The sequence below is a fragment of the Rhodococcus sp. NPDC055024 genome (assembly GCF_053608585.1).
The window spans coordinates 227,832-245,896 of the sequence record NZ_JBSGVT010000003.1 but is presented as its reverse complement, the minus strand read 5'-3'; the positions used below and the strand labels follow the sequence as shown (position 1 = coordinate 245,896).

General features: G+C 63.5%; 19 protein-coding genes. 13 read left to right on the top strand and 6 right to left on the bottom strand.

Going from position 1 to position 18,065, the window contains the following annotated elements; all coding sequences use genetic code 11:
• Positions 1-37: 37 nt before the first annotated feature.
• The 8 genes from ACWF6P_RS09910 to ACWF6P_RS09875 all read left to right on the top strand — a co-directional run bounded on the left by ACWF6P_RS09910 (position 38) and on the right by ACWF6P_RS09875 (position 8,787).
• Positions 38-628 carry an Rv1476 family membrane protein gene (locus ACWF6P_RS09910; RefSeq protein ID WP_452620908.1) on the top strand — a complete coding sequence of 197 codons (591 nt, stop codon included), beginning with the start codon at positions 38-40 and terminating at the stop codon, positions 626-628.
• A 451-nt stretch (positions 629-1,079) separates the two neighbouring features.
• Complete coding sequence (locus ACWF6P_RS09905; RefSeq protein WP_452621007.1) at positions 1,080-2,642, top strand: NlpC/P60 family protein; 1,563 nt, start codon at positions 1,080-1,082, stop codon at positions 2,640-2,642.
• A 152-nt stretch (positions 2,643-2,794) separates the two neighbouring features.
• On the top strand, positions 2,795-4,009 hold the full coding sequence (locus ACWF6P_RS09900) for an AAA family ATPase (protein ID WP_452620907.1): 1,215 nt from the start codon (positions 2,795-2,797) through the stop codon (positions 4,007-4,009).
• Entirely contained in the window at positions 4,006-4,998 is a 993-nt protein-coding gene (locus ACWF6P_RS09895) for a DUF58 domain-containing protein (protein WP_003944991.1), read from the top strand. Before ACWF6P_RS09900 ends, ACWF6P_RS09895 begins: the two co-directional genes overlap by 4 nt.
• Positions 4,995-5,975 carry a VWA domain-containing protein gene (locus ACWF6P_RS09890; protein ID WP_452620906.1) on the top strand — a complete coding sequence of 327 codons (981 nt, stop codon included), beginning with the start codon at positions 4,995-4,997 and terminating at the stop codon, positions 5,973-5,975. The genes ACWF6P_RS09895 and ACWF6P_RS09890 overlap by 4 nt, the downstream gene beginning before the upstream one ends.
• Before the next feature lie 70 nt (positions 5,976-6,045).
• Positions 6,046-6,795 (top strand): 3-oxoacyl-ACP reductase FabG1, encoded by a 750-nt coding sequence (fabG1, locus tag ACWF6P_RS09885; RefSeq protein ID WP_378533077.1) that lies wholly within the window; start codon positions 6,046-6,048, stop codon positions 6,793-6,795.
• A gap of 57 nt (positions 6,796-6,852) precedes the next feature.
• The gene (gene inhA / locus ACWF6P_RS09880) at positions 6,853-7,650 is read left to right on the top strand and encodes an NADH-dependent enoyl-ACP reductase InhA (protein ID WP_003944803.1); all 798 of its coding nucleotides are present in this window, start codon (positions 6,853-6,855) and stop codon (positions 7,648-7,650) included.
• An 84-nt stretch (positions 7,651-7,734) separates the two neighbouring features.
• A complete protein-coding gene (locus ACWF6P_RS09875) occupies positions 7,735-8,787 on the top strand; it encodes a ferrochelatase (protein ID WP_378631320.1) in 1,053 nt (350 codons plus the stop codon).
• Positions 8,788-8,798: 11 nt separating this feature from the next.
• On the opposite strand, the gene ACWF6P_RS09870 is transcribed toward ACWF6P_RS09875, so the two are convergent.
• Positions 8,799-9,407 (bottom strand): transcriptional regulator, encoded by a 609-nt coding sequence (locus tag ACWF6P_RS09870; RefSeq protein ID WP_452620905.1) that lies wholly within the window; start codon positions 9,405-9,407, stop codon positions 8,799-8,801.
• A 106-nt stretch (positions 9,408-9,513) separates the two neighbouring features.
• Entirely contained in the window at positions 9,514-9,855 is a 342-nt protein-coding gene (locus tag ACWF6P_RS09865) for a metallopeptidase family protein (RefSeq protein ID WP_003944783.1), read from the bottom strand.
• 77 nt (positions 9,856-9,932) lie between these two features.
• Between ACWF6P_RS09865 and ACWF6P_RS09860 the strand changes: the two genes are divergently transcribed.
• Positions 9,933-10,424, top strand: a complete 492-nt coding sequence (locus ACWF6P_RS09860; RefSeq protein ID WP_378544251.1) for a hypothetical protein — start codon at positions 9,933-9,935, stop codon at positions 10,422-10,424.
• 238 nt (positions 10,425-10,662) lie between these two features.
• Entirely contained in the window at positions 10,663-12,372 is a 1,710-nt protein-coding gene (locus tag ACWF6P_RS09855) for an enoyl-CoA hydratase-related protein (protein ID WP_452620904.1), read from the top strand.
• Here the strand turns inward: ACWF6P_RS09855 and ACWF6P_RS09850 are convergent.
• Positions 12,362-13,153, bottom strand: a complete 792-nt coding sequence (locus tag ACWF6P_RS09850; RefSeq protein WP_452620903.1) for a hypothetical protein — start codon at positions 13,151-13,153, stop codon at positions 12,362-12,364. The two genes, ACWF6P_RS09855 and ACWF6P_RS09850, sit on opposite strands and share 11 nt — an antisense overlap.
• Positions 13,154-13,220: 67 nt before the next feature.
• Here ACWF6P_RS09850 and ACWF6P_RS09845 point away from each other — a divergent pair, with 67 nt between their 5' ends.
• The 3 genes from ACWF6P_RS09845 to ACWF6P_RS09835 are packed head-to-tail and all read left to right on the top strand — an operon-like array spanning position 13,221 to position 15,805.
• Positions 13,221-14,048, top strand: coding sequence for a DUF3097 domain-containing protein (locus ACWF6P_RS09845; protein WP_452620902.1), 828 nt, complete (start codon positions 13,221-13,223; stop codon positions 14,046-14,048).
• A gap of 42 nt (positions 14,049-14,090) precedes the next feature.
• Positions 14,091-14,522, top strand: coding sequence for an NfeD family protein (locus ACWF6P_RS09840; RefSeq protein WP_003944877.1), 432 nt, complete (start codon positions 14,091-14,093; stop codon positions 14,520-14,522).
• Positions 14,522-15,805, top strand: a complete 1,284-nt coding sequence (locus ACWF6P_RS09835) for an SPFH domain-containing protein (RefSeq protein ID WP_378445985.1) — start codon at positions 14,522-14,524, stop codon at positions 15,803-15,805. Before ACWF6P_RS09840 ends, ACWF6P_RS09835 begins: the two co-directional genes overlap by 1 nt.
• Positions 15,806-15,854: 49 nt before the next feature.
• Here ACWF6P_RS09835 and ACWF6P_RS09830 read toward each other — a convergent pair whose 3' ends face one another.
• The 3 genes from ACWF6P_RS09830 to ACWF6P_RS09820 are packed head-to-tail and all read right to left on the bottom strand — an operon-like array spanning position 15,855 to position 17,754.
• Entirely contained in the window at positions 15,855-16,388 is a 534-nt protein-coding gene (locus ACWF6P_RS09830; RefSeq protein ID WP_452620901.1) for a hypothetical protein, read from the bottom strand.
• Between the two features lie 54 nt (positions 16,389-16,442).
• Complete coding sequence (locus ACWF6P_RS09825; protein WP_452620900.1) at positions 16,443-17,039, bottom strand: hypothetical protein; 597 nt, start codon at positions 17,037-17,039, stop codon at positions 16,443-16,445.
• Positions 17,040-17,070: 31 nt separating this feature from the next.
• Positions 17,071-17,754, bottom strand: a complete 684-nt coding sequence (locus ACWF6P_RS09820; RefSeq protein WP_452620899.1) for a TVP38/TMEM64 family protein — start codon at positions 17,752-17,754, stop codon at positions 17,071-17,073.
• Positions 17,755-18,065 lie beyond the last annotated feature (311 nt).

The window sequence follows — 18,065 nt, the reverse complement described above, 5'->3', positions numbered from 1 at the left end:
AGCGGTGGACGGAATCCGAACAGCACCCGGATGAGAGATGTCTGCTCCTACCAATCACGCTTTCGCGCCCGTGCACGTGAAGTCCCCGTCGCACACCGCTGTTCCGTCGGACGTCGATCTCGACGACGTATTCGCGGATCTCTCGACGGACGGCGTCTCCGCCCCCGAGTCCGATGTTGCCGGGCTGACCGCGGTGGTGACCGACGCTCGCGAACGTGGTGTCGACTTGAGCGTCGTCGTCGTCGACGCGAATCCGGGCCGGCCGTCCGATCTTCGGGACCTGGCCACGACGGTCGGCAAGACCGAAGGCGGCACGGTCCTTGTTCTGAGCCCGGACTGGATGGGCAGCTACAGCGACTCGATCTCTCGCGTCCAACTCGAAACTGCACAAGACCGGTCATTCGGCGAGAGCGCGAGTGTGACCGCGGACCGTTTCTCGCACGAGATCGTGGCGCCTGGTCCGCCGTGGCCGTTGTACACGGTTCTTGTCATCGCCGTGGTGGCGGTAATTGCCGGAATCACCTTCGCGGTCAAGTGGCGGCGAGAGCCGGAAAATACGCAAACCAGACATATCGGTTCTGCTTCAGGGATTGCGACATCTTCCGACCACCGGGCCGATTCCGTCTGACCTTGGTCCTTTTGCGAGATTTTCAGTAACTCGTCGAAAACAGGTACTCACCGCTGTTTGCGGTGAGTACCTGCCCTTTTTGGTGCCTGCATGCCATTCGACCAGCTCAAATACCGTTTGTGTTATTTGTGGCTAAAGTTTCCAAAGAACGCTTGAGTGTCGTACGGTACAACTGGCACTTTTTGGGGAAGAAGTGTCGCAGACAGGCTGATGTTGTTCGACGCGTACTTGTCGGTTGCCTTGTTCTCGAGGTTCCGGCGGTGGCGTTCTTACGGCACGTCCGGGTCAACCGTCAGCTCTCGGGCTGTGGGCGACCGGTGCTTGGTCTGCGCATTCCCTCCCCGCACGGATCGGCGACCCAGCGGGCCGTGGCGTTACACGCGAGGGAGAGTTATTTGTGAGGCAAGTAACACGTGGCGGCGAGTCCCGTCGTGGTCCTTCCCGTAAGTCGATGCGCCTGGCGCAACTGGTCATCGGATTCGGCGTCGTCGGATCCCTGATTGTCGGAACGCCGGCCATGTCCTCGGCCGTACCGCCGCCGCCACCGAATCCGAGTGACTCGGACATCGCCGCAGCAGATTCGCAGGTCTCGTCGAGCGTCGGCACCGTCAGCGCGCTCATCAATCAAGTCGCATCGGCCAACGAACAGTTGTCGGCACTCGACAACGAAGTTGCGATCAAGCGTGAAGACGTCAACAAGACTCTCGTGGATCTGCAGAACGCCCGCGGCGCCGCAGACTCTGCAGCGCAGGCCGTCGGAGTCACCAAACAAGCTCTGAAGGACGCGTCGGCGCAGATCGAAGTCGCTCAGACGGACTTCGACAAGTACGCACGCTCGAGCTACGTCAAGGGCACCAATACTGCGTCGATCTCGTCGTTCCTCGACGCCAAGGGGCCGGGCGACGTTCTCGACCGTGCCCAGGTCCTCAAACTTCTCGCCAACACACAGAGCGCAGTGCTCGACGGTCTTCAGCGAGCACGCACCGAGCAGGCGAACAAGGACTCCGCGACCCGCCAGGCCAAGCAGCAGGCCGACGCCGCCGCCGAGGTCGCCGCGCAGCTGAAGGATCTGGCGGAGCAAGCGATTCAGATCGCGCGCAACGCCCTCGATCAGCAGGTTGCCAAGAAGGCGTCGATCGAAGCCGAGCGTAACTCCGCTCAGGCCCAGCTCGACGCCGCCCGCAATGCCGTCGCCGGCTTGCAAGGGCAACGCCAGGCATACGCGACGTGGGACGAACAGCGCCGCGCCGAGGAAGCTCATCAGAAGGCTCTCGAAGCCGCTGCCAAGGAAGCAGCCGCTCAGGCCGCCGCCCGTGCCGCTGCCGACCAGGCAGCCAAGGACCGAGCTGCAGCACTGGCAGCAGCCCAGCGTCCGCACACCGCTGTCGAAGACCCGACTCCGACGGTAATCCCGGACGACGACGAGACCTGGACGGACGAAGAAACCGGGACCGACGAAGAAACAGGCACGGACGAAGAGACCGGCACCGACGAGGAAACGGTCACCACGCCCAAGCCCACCACCCCCAAGCCCACCACGCCCAAGCCGACGACGCCGAAACCCACCACGCCGAAGCCTTCCGTTACCGGAAGCGCTGCAATCGAATCCGTCATCGACCGCGGGATGTCTCAGCTAGGCGTGCAGTACGCCTGGGGCGGCGGCGACGAGAACGGTCCGACGCGAGGCATCCGTGACGGCGGCGTCGCTGACAGTTACGGCGATTTCAACAAAGTCGGGTTCGACTGCTCCGGCTTGATGATCTATGCCTTTGCCGGCATCGGGATCTCGTTGCCGCACTACACCGGCTATCAGTACACCGCGGGCACGCAGGTTCCGTCCTCGGAGATGAAGCGCGGCGACATGATCTTCTACGGCCCCAACGCCAGCCAGCACGTGGCGCTCTACCTCGGTAACGGGCAGATGCTCGAAGCACCACAATCCGGTTCGAGTGTCATGGTCTCGCCGGTTCGTTGGGGCGGAATGACGCCGTACGCCGTCCGACTGGTGTCCTGACGGTCAGAGGAAATTGTCGCTGACGCCCGCATTGTCAGGAGAAGTATCAAGTTCCCGACGTGGTGTTACGGCATCGAGCGCAACTACCTGGAATAGTTGACGGGGAACACGTTACTGTCGGTACTTTTCTAGGTGAAAGCGATGGATTCTTGGTGACCTCACGTGAAGATTCGGTCGGAACGGTCGACGTAAGCAAGGCGGGCGGAAGTGCGGACGGAGCAGCACCTTCCCTGACAGCCGACGTTCAGACCTTGGAACGAGCGATCTACGAGGTCAAGCGAGTCATCGTCGGGCAGGACCGGCTTGTCGAGCGCATTCTCGTCGGTCTCCTGGCCAAGGGGCACGTCCTCCTCGAGGGAGTCCCCGGCGTCGCCAAGACGCTGGCCGTCGAGACTTTCGCGAAGGTCGTCGGTGGTTCCTTCTCCCGCGTGCAGTTCACCCCGGACCTGGTGCCCACCGACCTCATCGGTACGCGCATCTACCGTCAGGGCCGCGAGGAGTTCGACACCGAACTCGGACCCGTCGTCGCGAACTTCGTCCTGGCCGACGAGATCAACCGCGCCCCGGCCAAGGTGCAGTCCGCGCTCCTCGAGGTGATGGCCGAACGCCACGTCTCGATCGGTGGCAAGCGGTACCACATGCCCGATCCGTTCCTGGTGATGGCGACGCAGAACCCCATCGAGAACGAGGGCGTCTATCCGCTCCCCGAGGCGCAGCGCGACCGCTTCCTGTTCAAGATCCTCGTCGACTACCCGACTGTCGAGGAAGAACGCGAAATCGTCTACCGGATGGGCGTCGCAGCCCCGGAGCCGCACCAGATCCTCGGTCCGGAGGAGTTGGTCAGGCTCCAACGCGTCGCCAGCAACGTCTTCGTCCACCACGCCCTGGTCGACTACGTGGTCCGAGTCATCGCCGCTACGCGCACGCCGCGTGACGTCGGACTCGAGGACGTCGCAGGCTGGATCGCCTACGGTGCCTCACCCCGTGCGACGCTCGGCATCATCGCCGCGTCGCGGGCCCTCGCACTCGTCCGCGGCCGCGACTACGTCGTGCCGCAGGACGTCATCGAAGTGATCCCGGACGTGTTGCGTCACCGCCTCGTTCTCTCGTACGACGCCATGGCCGACGAGGTGACTCCCGACGCCGTCATCGCCCGGGTACTGCAGACCGCCGGACTGCCGCAGATCGCCGCGCGACCGGTCCCCACCGTTCCCGGACCGCCCCAACAGGGCGCACCGCAAGCACCGCAGTTCAACGCACAGGGTGCCGTCAATCCACAGGGCGCCGTCAACCCACAGGGCACAGCTAATCCGCAGGGCAACGGCGCGCCGATCGCGACCGCTGAGACGATGAGTCGCCCGCAGTGACCGAAGGCCGCGACGGTGGCCAGGCGACACCCGCCGGATCCACCGGTTCTCCGCCGTCGTTCCGATCCGGCGAGCTCAGTGATCCCAAGCTCACCGCTGCGCTGCGCACCCTCGAGCTGACGGTTCGTCGCCGCCTCGACGGTGTGCTGCACGGCGACCACCTCGGTCTGATTCCCGGCCCGGGTTCGGAACCGGGGGACGCTCGCGAGTATCAGCCAGGCGACGACGTGCGGCAGATGGACTGGTCCGTCACCGCCCGTACGACGCACCCGCACGTGCGTCAGTCGGTCGCAGATCGTGAGCTCGAGACGTGGCTCGTCATCGACTTGTCCGCAAGTCTCGATTTCGGGACGGCCGGATGCGAGAAGCGCGACCTGGTCGTCGCCGCGGCTGCAGCGATCACCCACCTGACCAGTTCGGGAGGTAATCGCGTCGGCGCCATCATCTCGACGGGCGCACAGACAACACGAATTCCGGCCCGTGGTGGGCGAATTCACGCACAGGCGATGCTTCGTAAGATCGCGACGACCCCGCACGCTCCGGACGGGGTACGTGGCGATCTGGTCGGGGCGATCGAAGCGCTCAGACGCCCACAGCGTCGGCGCGGACTCGCGGTGGTCATCAGTGACTTCCTCGGGCCGATCGACTGGGAACGCTCGCTGCGCGCCATTTCGGGACGGCATGACGTGCTCGGCGTCGAAGTGGTAGATCCGCGTGACCTCGAACTGCCCGACGTCGGCGACGTGGTGCTCCACGATCCGGAGTCCGGTCGGACGAGAGAATTCACCACGACGCCGCAACTGCGAGCCGACTTCGCCAGAGTCGCCGCTGAGCACCGTGTCGAGGTCCGACAAGCTCTACGTCGTTGCGGCGCACCGCTGATGTCTCTGCACACCGACAGGGACTGGATCGCCGACGTCGTGAGATTCATCTCGGCACGCCGCCACAGTTATGGTGCCGGCGCCGGAACTGGGGGCGTTCGTTCGTGAGTCTTTCTCAATTCACCGCACCGTGGTGGCTGATGTTCCTCGCTGTCATCGCCGCGTTGGTGGTCGGTTACGTTTTTGTCCAGAAGCAGCGTGAAAAGCACACACTTCGGTTCACGAACTTCGCGCTACTGGAGAAGGTCGCGCCTTCGCGGCCGGGGCGGTGGCGTCATATTCCGGCGATTCTGATGGTCGTCGCGTTGGTGTTCTTCACTGTTGCCCTCGCCGGTCCGACGGCAGACAAGAAGGTCCCGCGAAACCGCGCCACCGTGATCCTCGTGATCGACGTGTCGCTGTCGATGCAGGCCACCGATGTCGAGCCGACGCGATTGGCAGCAGCGCAGGAAGCAGCCAAGTCGTTTGCCGACGGTCTCACTCCTGGAATCAACCTCGGGTTGGTCGCATTTGCCGGAACCGCCTCGGTTCTGGTGTCGCCCACCACGAATCGTGACGCGACGAAGGTCGCCATCGACAACCTGAAGCTCAGTGAGCGGACGGCGACGGGCGAGGCGATCTTCACCTCCTTGCAGTCGATCGACACGCTGTCGGCGGTTCTCGGCGGAAGCGATCAGGCGCCCCCGGCGCGCATCGTGTTGCTGTCCGACGGTAAGCAGACCGTTCCCGAGAACCCGGACGATCCGCGGGGCGGATTCACCGCTGCCCGTCAGGCCAAGGACAAAGGCGTTCCGATCTCGACCATTTCCTTCGGAACGACATACGGACGCGTCGAGATCGAAGGGGACCGAATCCCCGTCCCGGTCGACGATGCGTCGTTGAAAGAGATCGCCAACCTGTCCGGGGGAAGTTTTTTCACGGCATCGAGCCTGGAAGAACTGCGCCAGGTGTACGACACGCTCGAAGAGCAGATCGGTTTCGAGACGACTCGAGGCGACGCGAGTCGACCATGGTTGATCCTCGGCGTCGTGTTCGCGACCGCAGGTCTGACGATCGCCCTGGTACGCAGGCAGCGTCTGCCTTGATCGAGAGCAGTTCCGAATTGTCCAAATACCGCTGGTACGCGGCCCGCAGAGAATTGATAGGTTGATCGCCATGTCTATCCCTCCCACGCCAGTGGTTTCCGAACGGACCGTCACCACACCGCGCTCGGTGCTCGTCACCGGCGGCAACCGCGGAATCGGCTTGGCCGTCGCTCAGCGACTCGCTGCAGACGGTCACAAGGTAGCCGTCACGCATCGCGGTTCCGGTGTCCCTGAAGGTTTGTTCGGCGTTGTCTGCGACGTCACCGACACCGAGTCGATCGACCGGGCGTTCAAAGAGGTCGAGGCACACCAGGGCCCGGTCGAGGTCATCGTCGCCAACGCCGGCGTCACCGACGACACACTGATCATGCGGATGAGCGAAGAGCAGTTCACGAGCGTCGTCGACGCGAATCTGACCGGAACCTTCCGCCTCTCCAAGCGTGCGACCCGTTCGATGCTGCGCGCGCGTTTCGGACGGTTCATCTTCCTCGGTTCGGTGGTGGGTCTGGCAGGACAGGCCGGCCAGGTCAACTACGCCGCGTCCAAGGCAGGCATCGTCGGTATCGCTCGTTCCCTGACCAGGGAACTCGGCTCGCGCTCGATCACCGCCAACGTGGTCGCTCCCGGATTCATCGAGACAGACATGACGGCCGCCTTGGGCGACGACGTCAAGGACAAGGCCACCGAGTTCATCCCGTTGCAGCGGACCGGAAAGCCGGAAGATGTTGCAGCAGTTGTCAGTTTCCTCGCCTCGGACGATTCGGCATATGTCTCGGGTGCGGTCATCCCCGTCGACGGTGGACTCGGCATGGGGCACTGACCCGCTTTTTCGAACACGCACACCTTTCTCGTACGTCTGAAATCAGGAGGACATCTCATGGGCGGTTTGCTCGAGGGTAAGACCATTCTTGTCACCGGCATCATCACCGATTCGTCGATCGCGTTCCACGTGGCCAAGGTCGCGCAGGAGCAGGGCGCGAAGGTTCTCATCACCGGGTTCGATCGTCTGCGCCTCATCGACCGCATCGCACAGCGCCTGCCGCAGCCCGTGCCGCCGGCAATCTCGCTCAACGTCCAGAGTTCCGAGGATCTCGCCTCCCTCGCCGAGCGTGTTCGCGAGCTGGCTCCCGAGGGTATCGACGGCGTCGTCCACTCGATCGGCTTTGCCCCCCGTTCCTGCCTGGGAAGCCCGTTCATGGACGCGCCGTGGGAGGACGTGGCGGTCGCACTCGAGGTGTCCGCATACTCGTACAGCGCGCTGGCCAAGGCGTTGCTGCCGGTGCTCAACGACAACGCGTCCATCGTCGGTATGGACTTCGATCCGGCACGCGCGATGCCGTTCTACAACTGGATGGGCGTCTCCAAAGCGACGCTCGAGGCCGTGAACCGCTATGTGGCCAAAGAGGTCGGCGTTCGTGGCATCCGCTCGAACCTGGTGTCCTCCGGTCCGATCAAGACCCTGGCCGCCAAGGCCATTGCCGGTGACAGCACCGGTCCGGGCGCGGAGTTGGACAAGCTCAACACCGCGTGGGACGGCGCTGCGCCCATCGGCTGGGACGTCGACGATCGCGAGCCCGTGGCCAAGACCGTCTGCACCGTCCTCTCGGATTGGTTGCCCGGCACGACCGCGTCGATCATCTACGTCGACGGCGGCTTCCACGCGATGGTCGGCTAGTAGCACTAGTTCTACTACGCAGGTGAGTACCCGGATGATCCCCGCCGAACGGCATCGCGCAAGATTGAACTCATGACCGCAAGTATGGACATGCAGTTCGATGCTCTTCTCGTTTTGTCGTTCGGCGGTCCCGAAAAACCCGAAGACGTACGACCCTTCCTCGAAAACGTCACGCGCGGTAGGGGAGTGCCGGCGGAGCGCCTCGACGCCGTCGTCGAGCACTACATGCATTTCGGTGGGGTTTCACCTATCAACGCGCTCAATCGGGACCTGATCGACCGGGTCGAGGGTGAACTGGCAGCAGCCGGCCTGGACTTGCCCGTGTACTTCGGCAACCGCAACTGGCACCCGATGGTCGAAGACACCGTTGCCAAGATGCGCGAGGACGGTGTCCGCAACGCCGCCGTGTTCGCCACGTCGGCGTGGGGCGGTTACTCCGGGTGTCGGCAGTACCACGAGGACATCGCCCGTGCCCGTGAGGCGGTCGGTGACGGCGCACCGACGCTGACCAAACTCCGCCAGTACTACGACCATCCGCTGGTCGTCGGCGCATTCGCCGACGGGGTCCGAGCTGCCCGCGCCGAGTTGCCCGAAGCGACTCGCGATACCGCGCGCCTGGTGTTCACAGCGCATTCGGTACCGATTGCCGCAGACCGCAATGCGGGTCCCCCGACGGAGGGCGGAAACCTCTACAGCCGGCAGGTCGCCGAGGCCGCGAAGCTTGTTGCCGAAGCCGTCGGCGTCGAAGATTTTGATCTGGTGTGGCAGTCGCGATCAGGCCCGCCGCAGGTTCCGTGGCTGGACCCTGACATTTGCGATCATCTGGATACGTTGTCCGCCAAGGATGTTCGTGCTGTGATCGTGTGCCCCGTCGGCTTCGTCTCCGATCACCTCGAAGTGGTGTGGGATCTGGATACCGAGGCCAAGGACAAGGCAGCCGAACTCGGGATGGATTTCGTTCGTGCAGCGACACCCGGCCGCGATCAGCGTTTTGCGCAGCTGGTGCCCACGCTCGTTCAGGAACTGGCCGAGGCCGAGCAGCCACTGCGACTGGGGGTCGAGCCGCTGCTCGGCTCGACCACCAACGGACTCTCGTGCGCAGTGAACTGCTGCGCGGCCGTTCAGCGCCCCCGCTGACGCCCCGACGCTCAGGTGTTCGGCTGCTTGAGCTTTCCGCAGGGCCCCGGAACGGTGGACGTGCTGCGCGAGGTGAGGAGCGTCTCGACGATCTGTCGCTCTTGCGGGCTCAGTGACGGGTCGATGTAGTTGAGTTCGGGCGCGCCCAGTTCGCGGACTCGCCCGGCGAGGGTCGCGACAAACGAGACCCGTTCCTCGTCATCGTCGTTGACGTCGTGGATCTGCAGAACCGACACCGGGAACTTGCGCAGCGTCACGGGCAGGAAGCGGGCGCTCAACACGTGGTCGACATTGAAGCCGGCCCACTGTCCCTGGTTGGCTTCCACGCATTCGGCATCGGAGTGAATTGCGCTCTCGCCGATGTACTTACGGGCGGGCAGCATCTTCTTCGGTGCAAGTTCGGATGCGCCTTGCTGAAGGACGGGAAAGTCGCCGTCCGAGTACAACCACGGTTGGTTGGCCATCGAGATCAACCGGCCGGCGTCCAGATCCGGCAGATAACGAGACTTGAGGAGAAACGCGACGCTGTCGACCGAGATACCCAACAGTTCGGCAGCCTTTTGTCGGCTCATCGCAAACGTCGGGGCATTCTTCGGGGCGATCTGGATCAAATTGACCATGCGAACTCCTGTGAGTGTTCAATTGTTGCGGGCTTGGTACAGCTGACATGACAATTCGCCGATTATCAACCTCTAGCTGATTTCCGACTTGTAGATGAGTCGGTTGTCACCATCCGAGTTCGCGCAACCGGGGATCCCCGATCCCGAAGTGGTGCCCGATCTCGTGGATCACGGTTCGGCGAACCTGCTCGATGACCTCGTCTTCGGTGCTGCAGATCGCACAGATGGCCCTGCGGTAGATCGTGATGCGGTCGGGGAGTACGCCCGCGTACGTGGTGGTTCTCTTGGTCAGCGGGATACCTTGATACAGCCCGAGTAGCCCTGGTCGTCCCCCTTCGAGTTGAACGGTCACCGCGACATTGGCCATCTCCGCACCCAATTTGGGCGGCAGACTGTCGAGCGCCCGTTTGACCATGTCCTCGAACTGACTGTCGTCCACGTCGATCATTTGCCCATTGTGCGTGCGACGGTGGGATCCGGGTGTGTCCATGTGGAAACAGTGCAGCTTACGGCTATGTTCATTGCGTGGCCGAAGACCTCTATCACCGTTACGAATTCACATTCATCGTTCAGATGCTGACAGTCTCGCAAGAGCAGGCGATCGAAGAGAGCTTGGGCGGAAGAGTCGAGGATCGACGTGGGTTGCAGTTGCTGACGCTCACCGCGGAGGGCATGCGCGCAGCGACGACGGCTATCACCGTGGTGGACCAGTTGGTGGCCGCGGGCGTGCGCCCACAGCGGACACATCCTGACCTGGTGTCACGCCAGGACATTGCCGACCGTGCGGGCGTGACCCGGCAAGCCGTCGGACAATGGGTGCGAGGGGTTCGGCAGGCCGCTACTCCTTTTCCGATTCCTTACAATTCGGTGGCCGGTGGTATCTGGTTCTGGGGCGATGTCCTGGATTGGTTGCGCCGTCAGGGGTACAGCCAGGACACCGGTCTGCGCTACCCGACGCTGGACGAACATATTCGAATCGACCGCCACATCGCGATCAATCACAAGCCCGGGCGTTGACCAGACAAACTGTTTGCTTGAAAATAGCTATTGAAACAAACCGACGGTAGGTATAAAGTCCCTAGATACCTCAATCAATCTATCGGTGCGTCGGCCCGGCTCTGGGGGGAGTTGGGTCTGCGCTGCGGATACTCGAGCATGCGAGCAGGAATCCATGGTTTCAACCCCCGAAGTCACACCGCTGCCCACATCCGCTGCCCTCGCGACTTCTGTGGCCACTGCGGGTGTAGGAGCTACGGTGAAGCTACGCGAAGGTGGATCGGCCAAAGGGCGCTTGCGGGCGGCCACCGCGGCGCTGTTCCGGCGCTCGCGCCCACACGTCTCTTCCGCGCCGCCGTTGAGCGTGCTTCTCCTCGTCACCTCCGACAACGGTCTTTCCCAGCGGGCCGCCCTGGTTCTTCGGGAGGCAGGACACCTGGTCCGCACCTCCGTCGTAGCCGACGCAGAATCGGCGCTGGCCGCAACGGCGGCCGGGGATTTCGATATCGTCATCTGCCCATTCCTGAAAGCCTATGTACCGGAATCCATTTGGCAGCGGTGGACGACGATCATCATTCACCCCGGCCCACCCGGAGATCGCGGACCGTCGTCGCTGGACTGGGCAATTGCAGACGACGAACCGATCTGGGGAGTCACCGCATTGCAGGCCGCCGAGGAACTCGATGCAGGAGCGGTGTGGGCGTGGCGGACCTTCGAACTTCCGAGCGGGGCAACCAAATCCTCGGTGTACAACGGGGCCGTCACCGACGCGGCGATGGAGTGCATAGCGGAGGTCGTCGAGCATTTCCGTACTCCTGATTTCCAGCCGATCCCGTCCGAGCGCGTTTCCAGGCCCGTGGCATCGGCCCGATCGAGGCCGAGCATGAAACAGTCCGATCGCGTGTTCAGTTGGGCGGAGGACGCATCGAGCATCGTCCGCGCCGTCAACGCCGCCGACGGGTTTCCCGGCGTCGCCGTTCAACTCGGGCTCGACCGTGTCTACGTCTACGACGCTTTCCTCGACGCCCACGTCGATGCGGCACCTGGCACCATCGTCGAGTACTTCCACCAGGCAATACGCGTTGCTACCGGGGCAGGCTCGGTGTGGATCGGGCATGCTCGGCTCGTCGGCGCGGGCAATGTCAAACTTCCGTCGACCGCTGTCGTGCGGCCGGACGTGTTCGTTCCGCAGGTCTGGGAGAGCCGTTATCCCGAGACCGACTATCACCGGGACGGCGATATCGGATATCTCTCGTTCCGCTTCTACAACGGCGCGATGAGTACGAAGCAATGCGCACGCCTGGTGGCCAGGCTGCGCTGGGCGATCGCGCAGGACACCAAGATCCTTGTCCTCACGGGCGACTACGACAGATTCAGCAACGGCATCCACCTCAACGTCATCGAGGCGGCGTCGGATCAAGCCGGAGAAGCGTGGGCCAATATCAAGGCCATCAACGAGATCGCGAAAGCGATAGTCACCTGTACGGAGCAGGTGGTGGTTGCGGCCTTCACCGGCAACGCCGGTGCCGGCGGGGTCATGCTCCCGCTCGGAGCCGACGTAGTCGTGGCCAGGGACGGTGTGGTTCTCAATCCTCACTACGCCACGATGGGCCTGTTCGGCTCGGAACTGCACACGTACACGCTTCCGGCCCGCGTGGGCGAGGAGCAGGCACGCAGCCTGCTGACCGAATGCAGCCCTATCGGTATTCGCCGCGCATTGGACATCGGACTGGTCGACGCGATCGGCCCCAGGCGGCCGGATCTGTTCGAGGCGTGGCTGGACAAGGTCGCCGTCGACTTACTCGAAGGAGATCGCATGGAATCGATGCTGGAGCGCAAACGTCTTCGGCTGGAACGTGATCCGGTGCAGCCCTATGAGGAACGTGAACTCGAAGAGATGAAGATCGACATGTTCGGTGACCGCAACGGGTTTGCCGAGAAACGCCGGAACTTCGTGCTCAAGCTCTGATCGACACGCTGTTGGCCGACGCAACACGGGCGATGCGGACGACGTCCCACAGTCGACGCAGCAGGTCTTCACGCGTCTGCGCGGTGGACACGCTCGGTGCCTGATTGGTCCCGGCCGACGCGGCGACGGCAAGAATCGCTGCCACGTTGTCTGCGGTGTCGATCACCTGCAGATGCCGCGGTGACAGCGTCGACGGCCAGCGATACCCGGCCTGCGCCTGCAGTGCTTCGGCGACCAGGGTGCGCGCGTCGCTTCCGGGCATACCCGTGGCAACAGTCGGAAGCCCGCCGAGGATCTCCGCTGCATCCCGAACAGCTTGACGCAGTTCGTATTCGGCTTCGCGGAGTCCGATCGTTTCGGCGCTGCCCGCCACAGTCGGGATGGAGAAGACCGTCCACCGCAAGACGTCCGGGCCTTCCTTCGACGGCACGAGGCCGACTCCAGGTTTGCCGACGGCGCCGATTTGTATCCCCTCACCCGCGTTGATCGCAGCGCGAGCGAACTCAGTTCCCGTAGGCAGGCCTCGCACGTCGCCGGCCGTGGGAAGGACCAGGCGGACTTCGGCGGCCTCCGAGCGCGCGATTCTCAGCAGCGTGGAGATACCGGATGCCGTGAGACCCGGCCACTCGAGATCGTGGCGGACTGCGGTTTCCGCATCGGCGGCCCCGATCAGGTGCATCGGTGCCCACGCGGCAAGGGCGTCGATGACGTCGTCCGGCGCAGCGTCGCCGGCGAGCCATGACGCTGCCCACACGGTGAGGGTTGCGCTGGGAGAACTCATGACCGTGAAGTTTAGTTCGGCGTGGCGAGATGCGCGGCCCCGGCGTTGTGACCTAGCGTGATCCGGCGTGAGCGGTGGCAACGGATACGGTGACATTTTTGCGGGTCATACCCGTAAACAGAAGCGCGTGACGCCCGAAGTGGCGGCCGAACGTGATCTAGTCGTCGAGGATGCGGCGACGGGATTCTGCGGGGCGGTAGTCGGTTTCGAGCGCACGTACGACGGCGATTTCGTGCGCCTCGAGGACGGGCGTTCCCGGACGCGGTTGTTCGCGATGCGCGAGGCGGCTTTCCTCGTCGACGGCTCACCGGTCACCCTCGTCCGGCCTGCACCCAAGCCCGCGTCCGCCAAGCCCGCACGGTCGGCTTCGGGTTCGACGCGAGTCGAAGGCTTGCGTGCCCGCACGGCACTGCCCAGCCGGATCTGGGTGGAGGGCGTGCACGACGCCGCCCTCGTCGAGCGGGTATGGGGTCACGACCTTCGCGTCGAAGGCGTTGTCGTCGAACATCTCGAAGGACTCGACAATCTGGGGGAGCGGCTTGCCGAATTCGGTCCAGGTCCCGGCCGCCGCGTCGGGGTCCTGGTCGACCACCTGGTCACCGGTTCCAAGGAAACCCAACTGACGCAGGGCCTCGGCCCGAACGTGCTGGTGACCGGTCACCCGTACATCGACGTCTGGGAGGCAGTGCGCCCCACATCCGTCGGTATCGCAGCCTGGCCGAAGATTCCGCGCGGGGAGGATTGGAAGACGGGAATCTGCCGCGAACTCGGTTGGGGGACCCCTCAGGAGGGCTGGCGACGGGTCTACAACTCGGTGGAGAGCTTCCGCGATCTGGAAGCTCCGTTGATCGGCGCCGTCGAACAACTTGTCGATTTCGTTACCGAGCCGAACTGACGTAGCGGCGGCCTGGGTCACACATTCTGGTTAGATGGTGTTGTGGCTGCACTAATTTGGCTGATCGGAGCACTTGTGCTCGCCGGGGCCGAGGCGTTGGTGGGGGATTTCTTCCTGCTGATGCTCGCCGGTGGGGCGCTCGCTACTGCCGGTGTCAGTGCTGTCACCGACTTCCCGGTGTGGGTCGACGCCGTCATGTTCGGAGTTTTCTCCGCCGCTCTGGTCCTGGGCGTGCGACCGATCATGTTGCGTCGCTTCGGTAGTCCGCCGCCGACCCCGACCGGAATTCAAGCACTCGAAGGTAAGCACGCTCTGGTTCTGGAAGAAGTGGGCGAGCATTCCGGGCAGGTCAAGTTGGACGGCGAGGTGTGGACTGCCAGGCCGTACGACACCACCGAGGTGTACCCGCCGGGCACCAAGGTGACGGTGATGGAAATCAACGGCGCAACAGCAGTCGTCTGGAGGGGACCTTAATGGCAGCACTCATAGTGCTCGGTGTGTTGGTGCTATTCGTGATCTTGGTGGTCGCGAAGTCGGTGGCACTGGTACCGCAGGCAGAAGCCGCGGTCATCGAACGGCTCGGCAGATATTCGAAGACGGTGTCCGGTCAGCTGACGTTCTTGATCCCGTTCGCCGATCGCGTGCGCGCCAAGGTGGATCTTCGCGAGCGCGTCGTCTCCTTCCCGCCGCAACCGGTGATCACCCAGGACAACCTGACACTGTCCATCGACACCGTGGTGTACTTCCAGGTCACCAATCCCCAAGCTGCGGTGTACGAGATCAGCAACTACATCGCTGCCGTCGAGCAGTTGGCAACCACGACGCTGCGAAACGTCGTCGGCGGAATGACCCTCGAAGAGACGCTGACCTCGCGTGATTCCATCAACGGTCAGCTTCGCGGTGTCCTCGACGAGGCAACCGGTCGCTGGGGCCTGCGAGTGGCCCGCGTCGAGCTCAAGAGCATCGATCCGCCGCCCTCGATCCAGGAGTCGATGGAGAAGCAGATGAAGGCGGACCGTGAAAAGCGCGCCATGATTCTGACGGCTGAAGGTCACCGTGAGTCCGCCATCAAGACCGCCGAGGGTGCAAAGCAGAGTCAGATTCTTTCTGCCGAGGGCAACAAGCAGGCGTCGATCCTGAACGCCGAGGGCGAGCGTCAGTCTCAGATCCTTCGCGCTCAGGGTGACCGCGCGGCCAAGTACCTGCAGGCCCAAGGCGAGGCCAAGGCCATCGAGAAGGTCTTCGCCGCCATCAAGTCCGGTAAGCCGACTCCGGAATTGCTTGCATACCAGTACCTTCAGACGTTGCCGCAGATGGCGCAGGGCGATGCAAACAAGGTCTGGCTCGTACCCAGCGACTTCGGTGACGCGCTGAAGGGATTTGCGAAAACGCTTGGCGCGCAGGGACAGGACGGTGTTTTCCGTTACGAGCCGCCGGCCGCCGAAGAGAATCTTCCCAACCCTGAGGACGATTCAGCTGAGGTGGCAGAGTGGTTCGAGACAAAATCCGACCCGGCAATCGCAGAAGCAGTGCGCGCCGCTGAAGTTGCTGCGCGCACACCCGTTGAAGATCCGGCAGCTGCAGTCAGGCACCGCCGTGAAAGTGCGCCCGAGCAGCCGGGATTCACCGATCCCGCGCTACCGCAGCAGGGTGAAAACCCGTGGCCCGGTCAGCTACCGCTGCCGTCCGAGCGTGAAGAATTCCAGCAGAAGTACCCGTACCAGGGTCAGCCGCCGGAAGGCGGCCAGCGCCAGTAGTCACCTCTCGTAGTAGTAACTCGTAGTAGTCGGGACGGGGACTCATCACCTATGTGATGAGTGCCCGTCCCGTTCCACATACAGCGATCGCCCAGAGGACGCTGACGAAGGTTCCCATGATGAACTGCTCGGACGCGTGCGGTTCGCGAAGTTCCGGGTACCGTGCGAGTCCCTTGACTGCCAAGACGATCGCGATGCCTTCCGGCCAGGTCGCGAGAATCGACGCCGCCACCGCGAGTCGCTCGAGTATTCCGATCACACGTCCGCCGCGAAGAGGTCCGGCATCCGGTGCCGGGCTTCCGTCCGGTTGACGGCGGGCGATCTTGAAGGTGGCGAGCACCAACGGTGCGCCGGCCGTGGCGGCGGCAAGTACGCACAGGACAAGCGTCGCCCCGAGTGCAAATCCGGTGACCGGGCTCGTTCGGGTCGATGCCAGCGCGGCAACACCGAGCGCTGGAAGAGCCACCACGGACGACGCCCATTCGGGCACTTCCAGTCGACCACGACTGAGCGGTCCCAGCGCCGCTGCAACTGCTGGTGCGGCGGCGGCGGCGGCGAGTGCGATCAACGCCAGAACGACCATGTATCCGAGCCCCCTGCTGTGTCGACGAGTTGTACTGGTGCGAGCGTGAGCAGTCTAGGGCTGGAGTCTGACCAAAAGCCGTTCTGCGAGTCTGCGCCCGGCGAGTTCTGCGTGCCATCCGGCGGTCAGGAGTCGCTTCGACATGGCCTGCTTGGTGATTCCGAGTTGGGTGGCCGCGCTGATCTGAGTGAGTCCGCTGTCCATCAGAGCGATGGCTTCGCGCCCGTCTTTCGTCTGTCTCGTGACAATCGTGCCGAGCAAGGTGAACGCGGCGTCGACGTCGGCGGCAAGTTCGTCGCGCGATCTGTCGGCCGGTGCCTGCTCGACGGCTATTTTGGCCGGCGCTCGCTTGGCGCGCTCGACGGCGACCCGCGCAGCTTCGAACGCCGGCCCGCGTCCGGCGCGAGTCTGTCTTGGGAGAGGCTGCTCGACCGGGCCGATCCCGATCCCGACACTCCAGTGTTCGCGCCGAATCAGCTCCAGTGCGACGGGGACGAGCAGTGCCGGGTCGTCGGTGACCGCTTGAATCTCGTCGCCTGCAGTGCGCTCGAACGGTCGAAGGAGTTTGTACCCGGACAGTGCACCGAGAATCTCCCCGACGCGATCGACATCTCGTCGGCTACCTCGTTGATCCACCGTTAGTACGAACATTAGTCAATGTTATGTAGTTGACTTTCAATAGTCAATCGTTTTGGGTTGACTCGATCAAATCAATCTCTTGAGGTTGACCCGTGTCGGTGGTGGTTTCGCTCAACGGGGGCTGGCGGCGAGCGTCGAACACCAGACCGGCGATGCCGATTGCAATACAGACCCCCGACAGGATCAGGAGACGAGGATCGGCTTCGCCGGAGAGTGCGTCACCCAGAACGACGATCCCCACGGTGCCGGGCAAAATGCCGACAACGGTGGCAAGGACGTAGGGCACGATCCGGATCGACGAAATGCCGCAGCAGTAGTTCACCACCGAGAAGGGGACGAACGCGATCAAGCGCAGCGAGCCGACGGCCAGCCACCCCCGCTTCTCGATCCGCTCGTCCACCCGCCGGATCGTCGGACTCGAAATCCGTTGCCAGACGACGTCGCGGCCGATGGCGCGCACCAGGTAGAGGGCCAGAACAGCGCTCACGGTCGTCGCCGCCACGGTCAGGGCGATGCCGGTCACCGAACCGAAGAGAACGCCCGCACTGAGGGTGAAGACGGTGCGCGGGAACGGCGCGACGGTGACTATCGAATGAACCAGGAAGAACACGAGGGGAAACGCCGGGCCAACCGAGTCCGCCCACTCGCGCACCTGAGACACCGTGGGATGTGGGGCGAGGAGGGCTGCGAGGAACAAAGCGAGCACTACCAGGACTATTACGATCATTCTTCGGTCCAGCAGGCGTCCCATCACAGGTCACAAGGCTACCTGTGAACGGTGAACCGAGTCGCTCGCGCGCTGGGAACGGTGTGCCGACGACCATCCCGAATGCTGGAAATTCACGTGCTCCAGGCGACAATGAAAGCTGAGCTGTGACGAAAACCACTACGCTTTCCAGGTGGTCCACACCTGCAGTCCCGGCCAGTGAAACGAACTCGCGAGTAACTCACATACATGCTGAACAATCGCTAGGTAAGGACCAGTTGCAGGTGTCCGAATCACTGAACACGCACGCCGGCGGACCGGTCGGGAAGTGG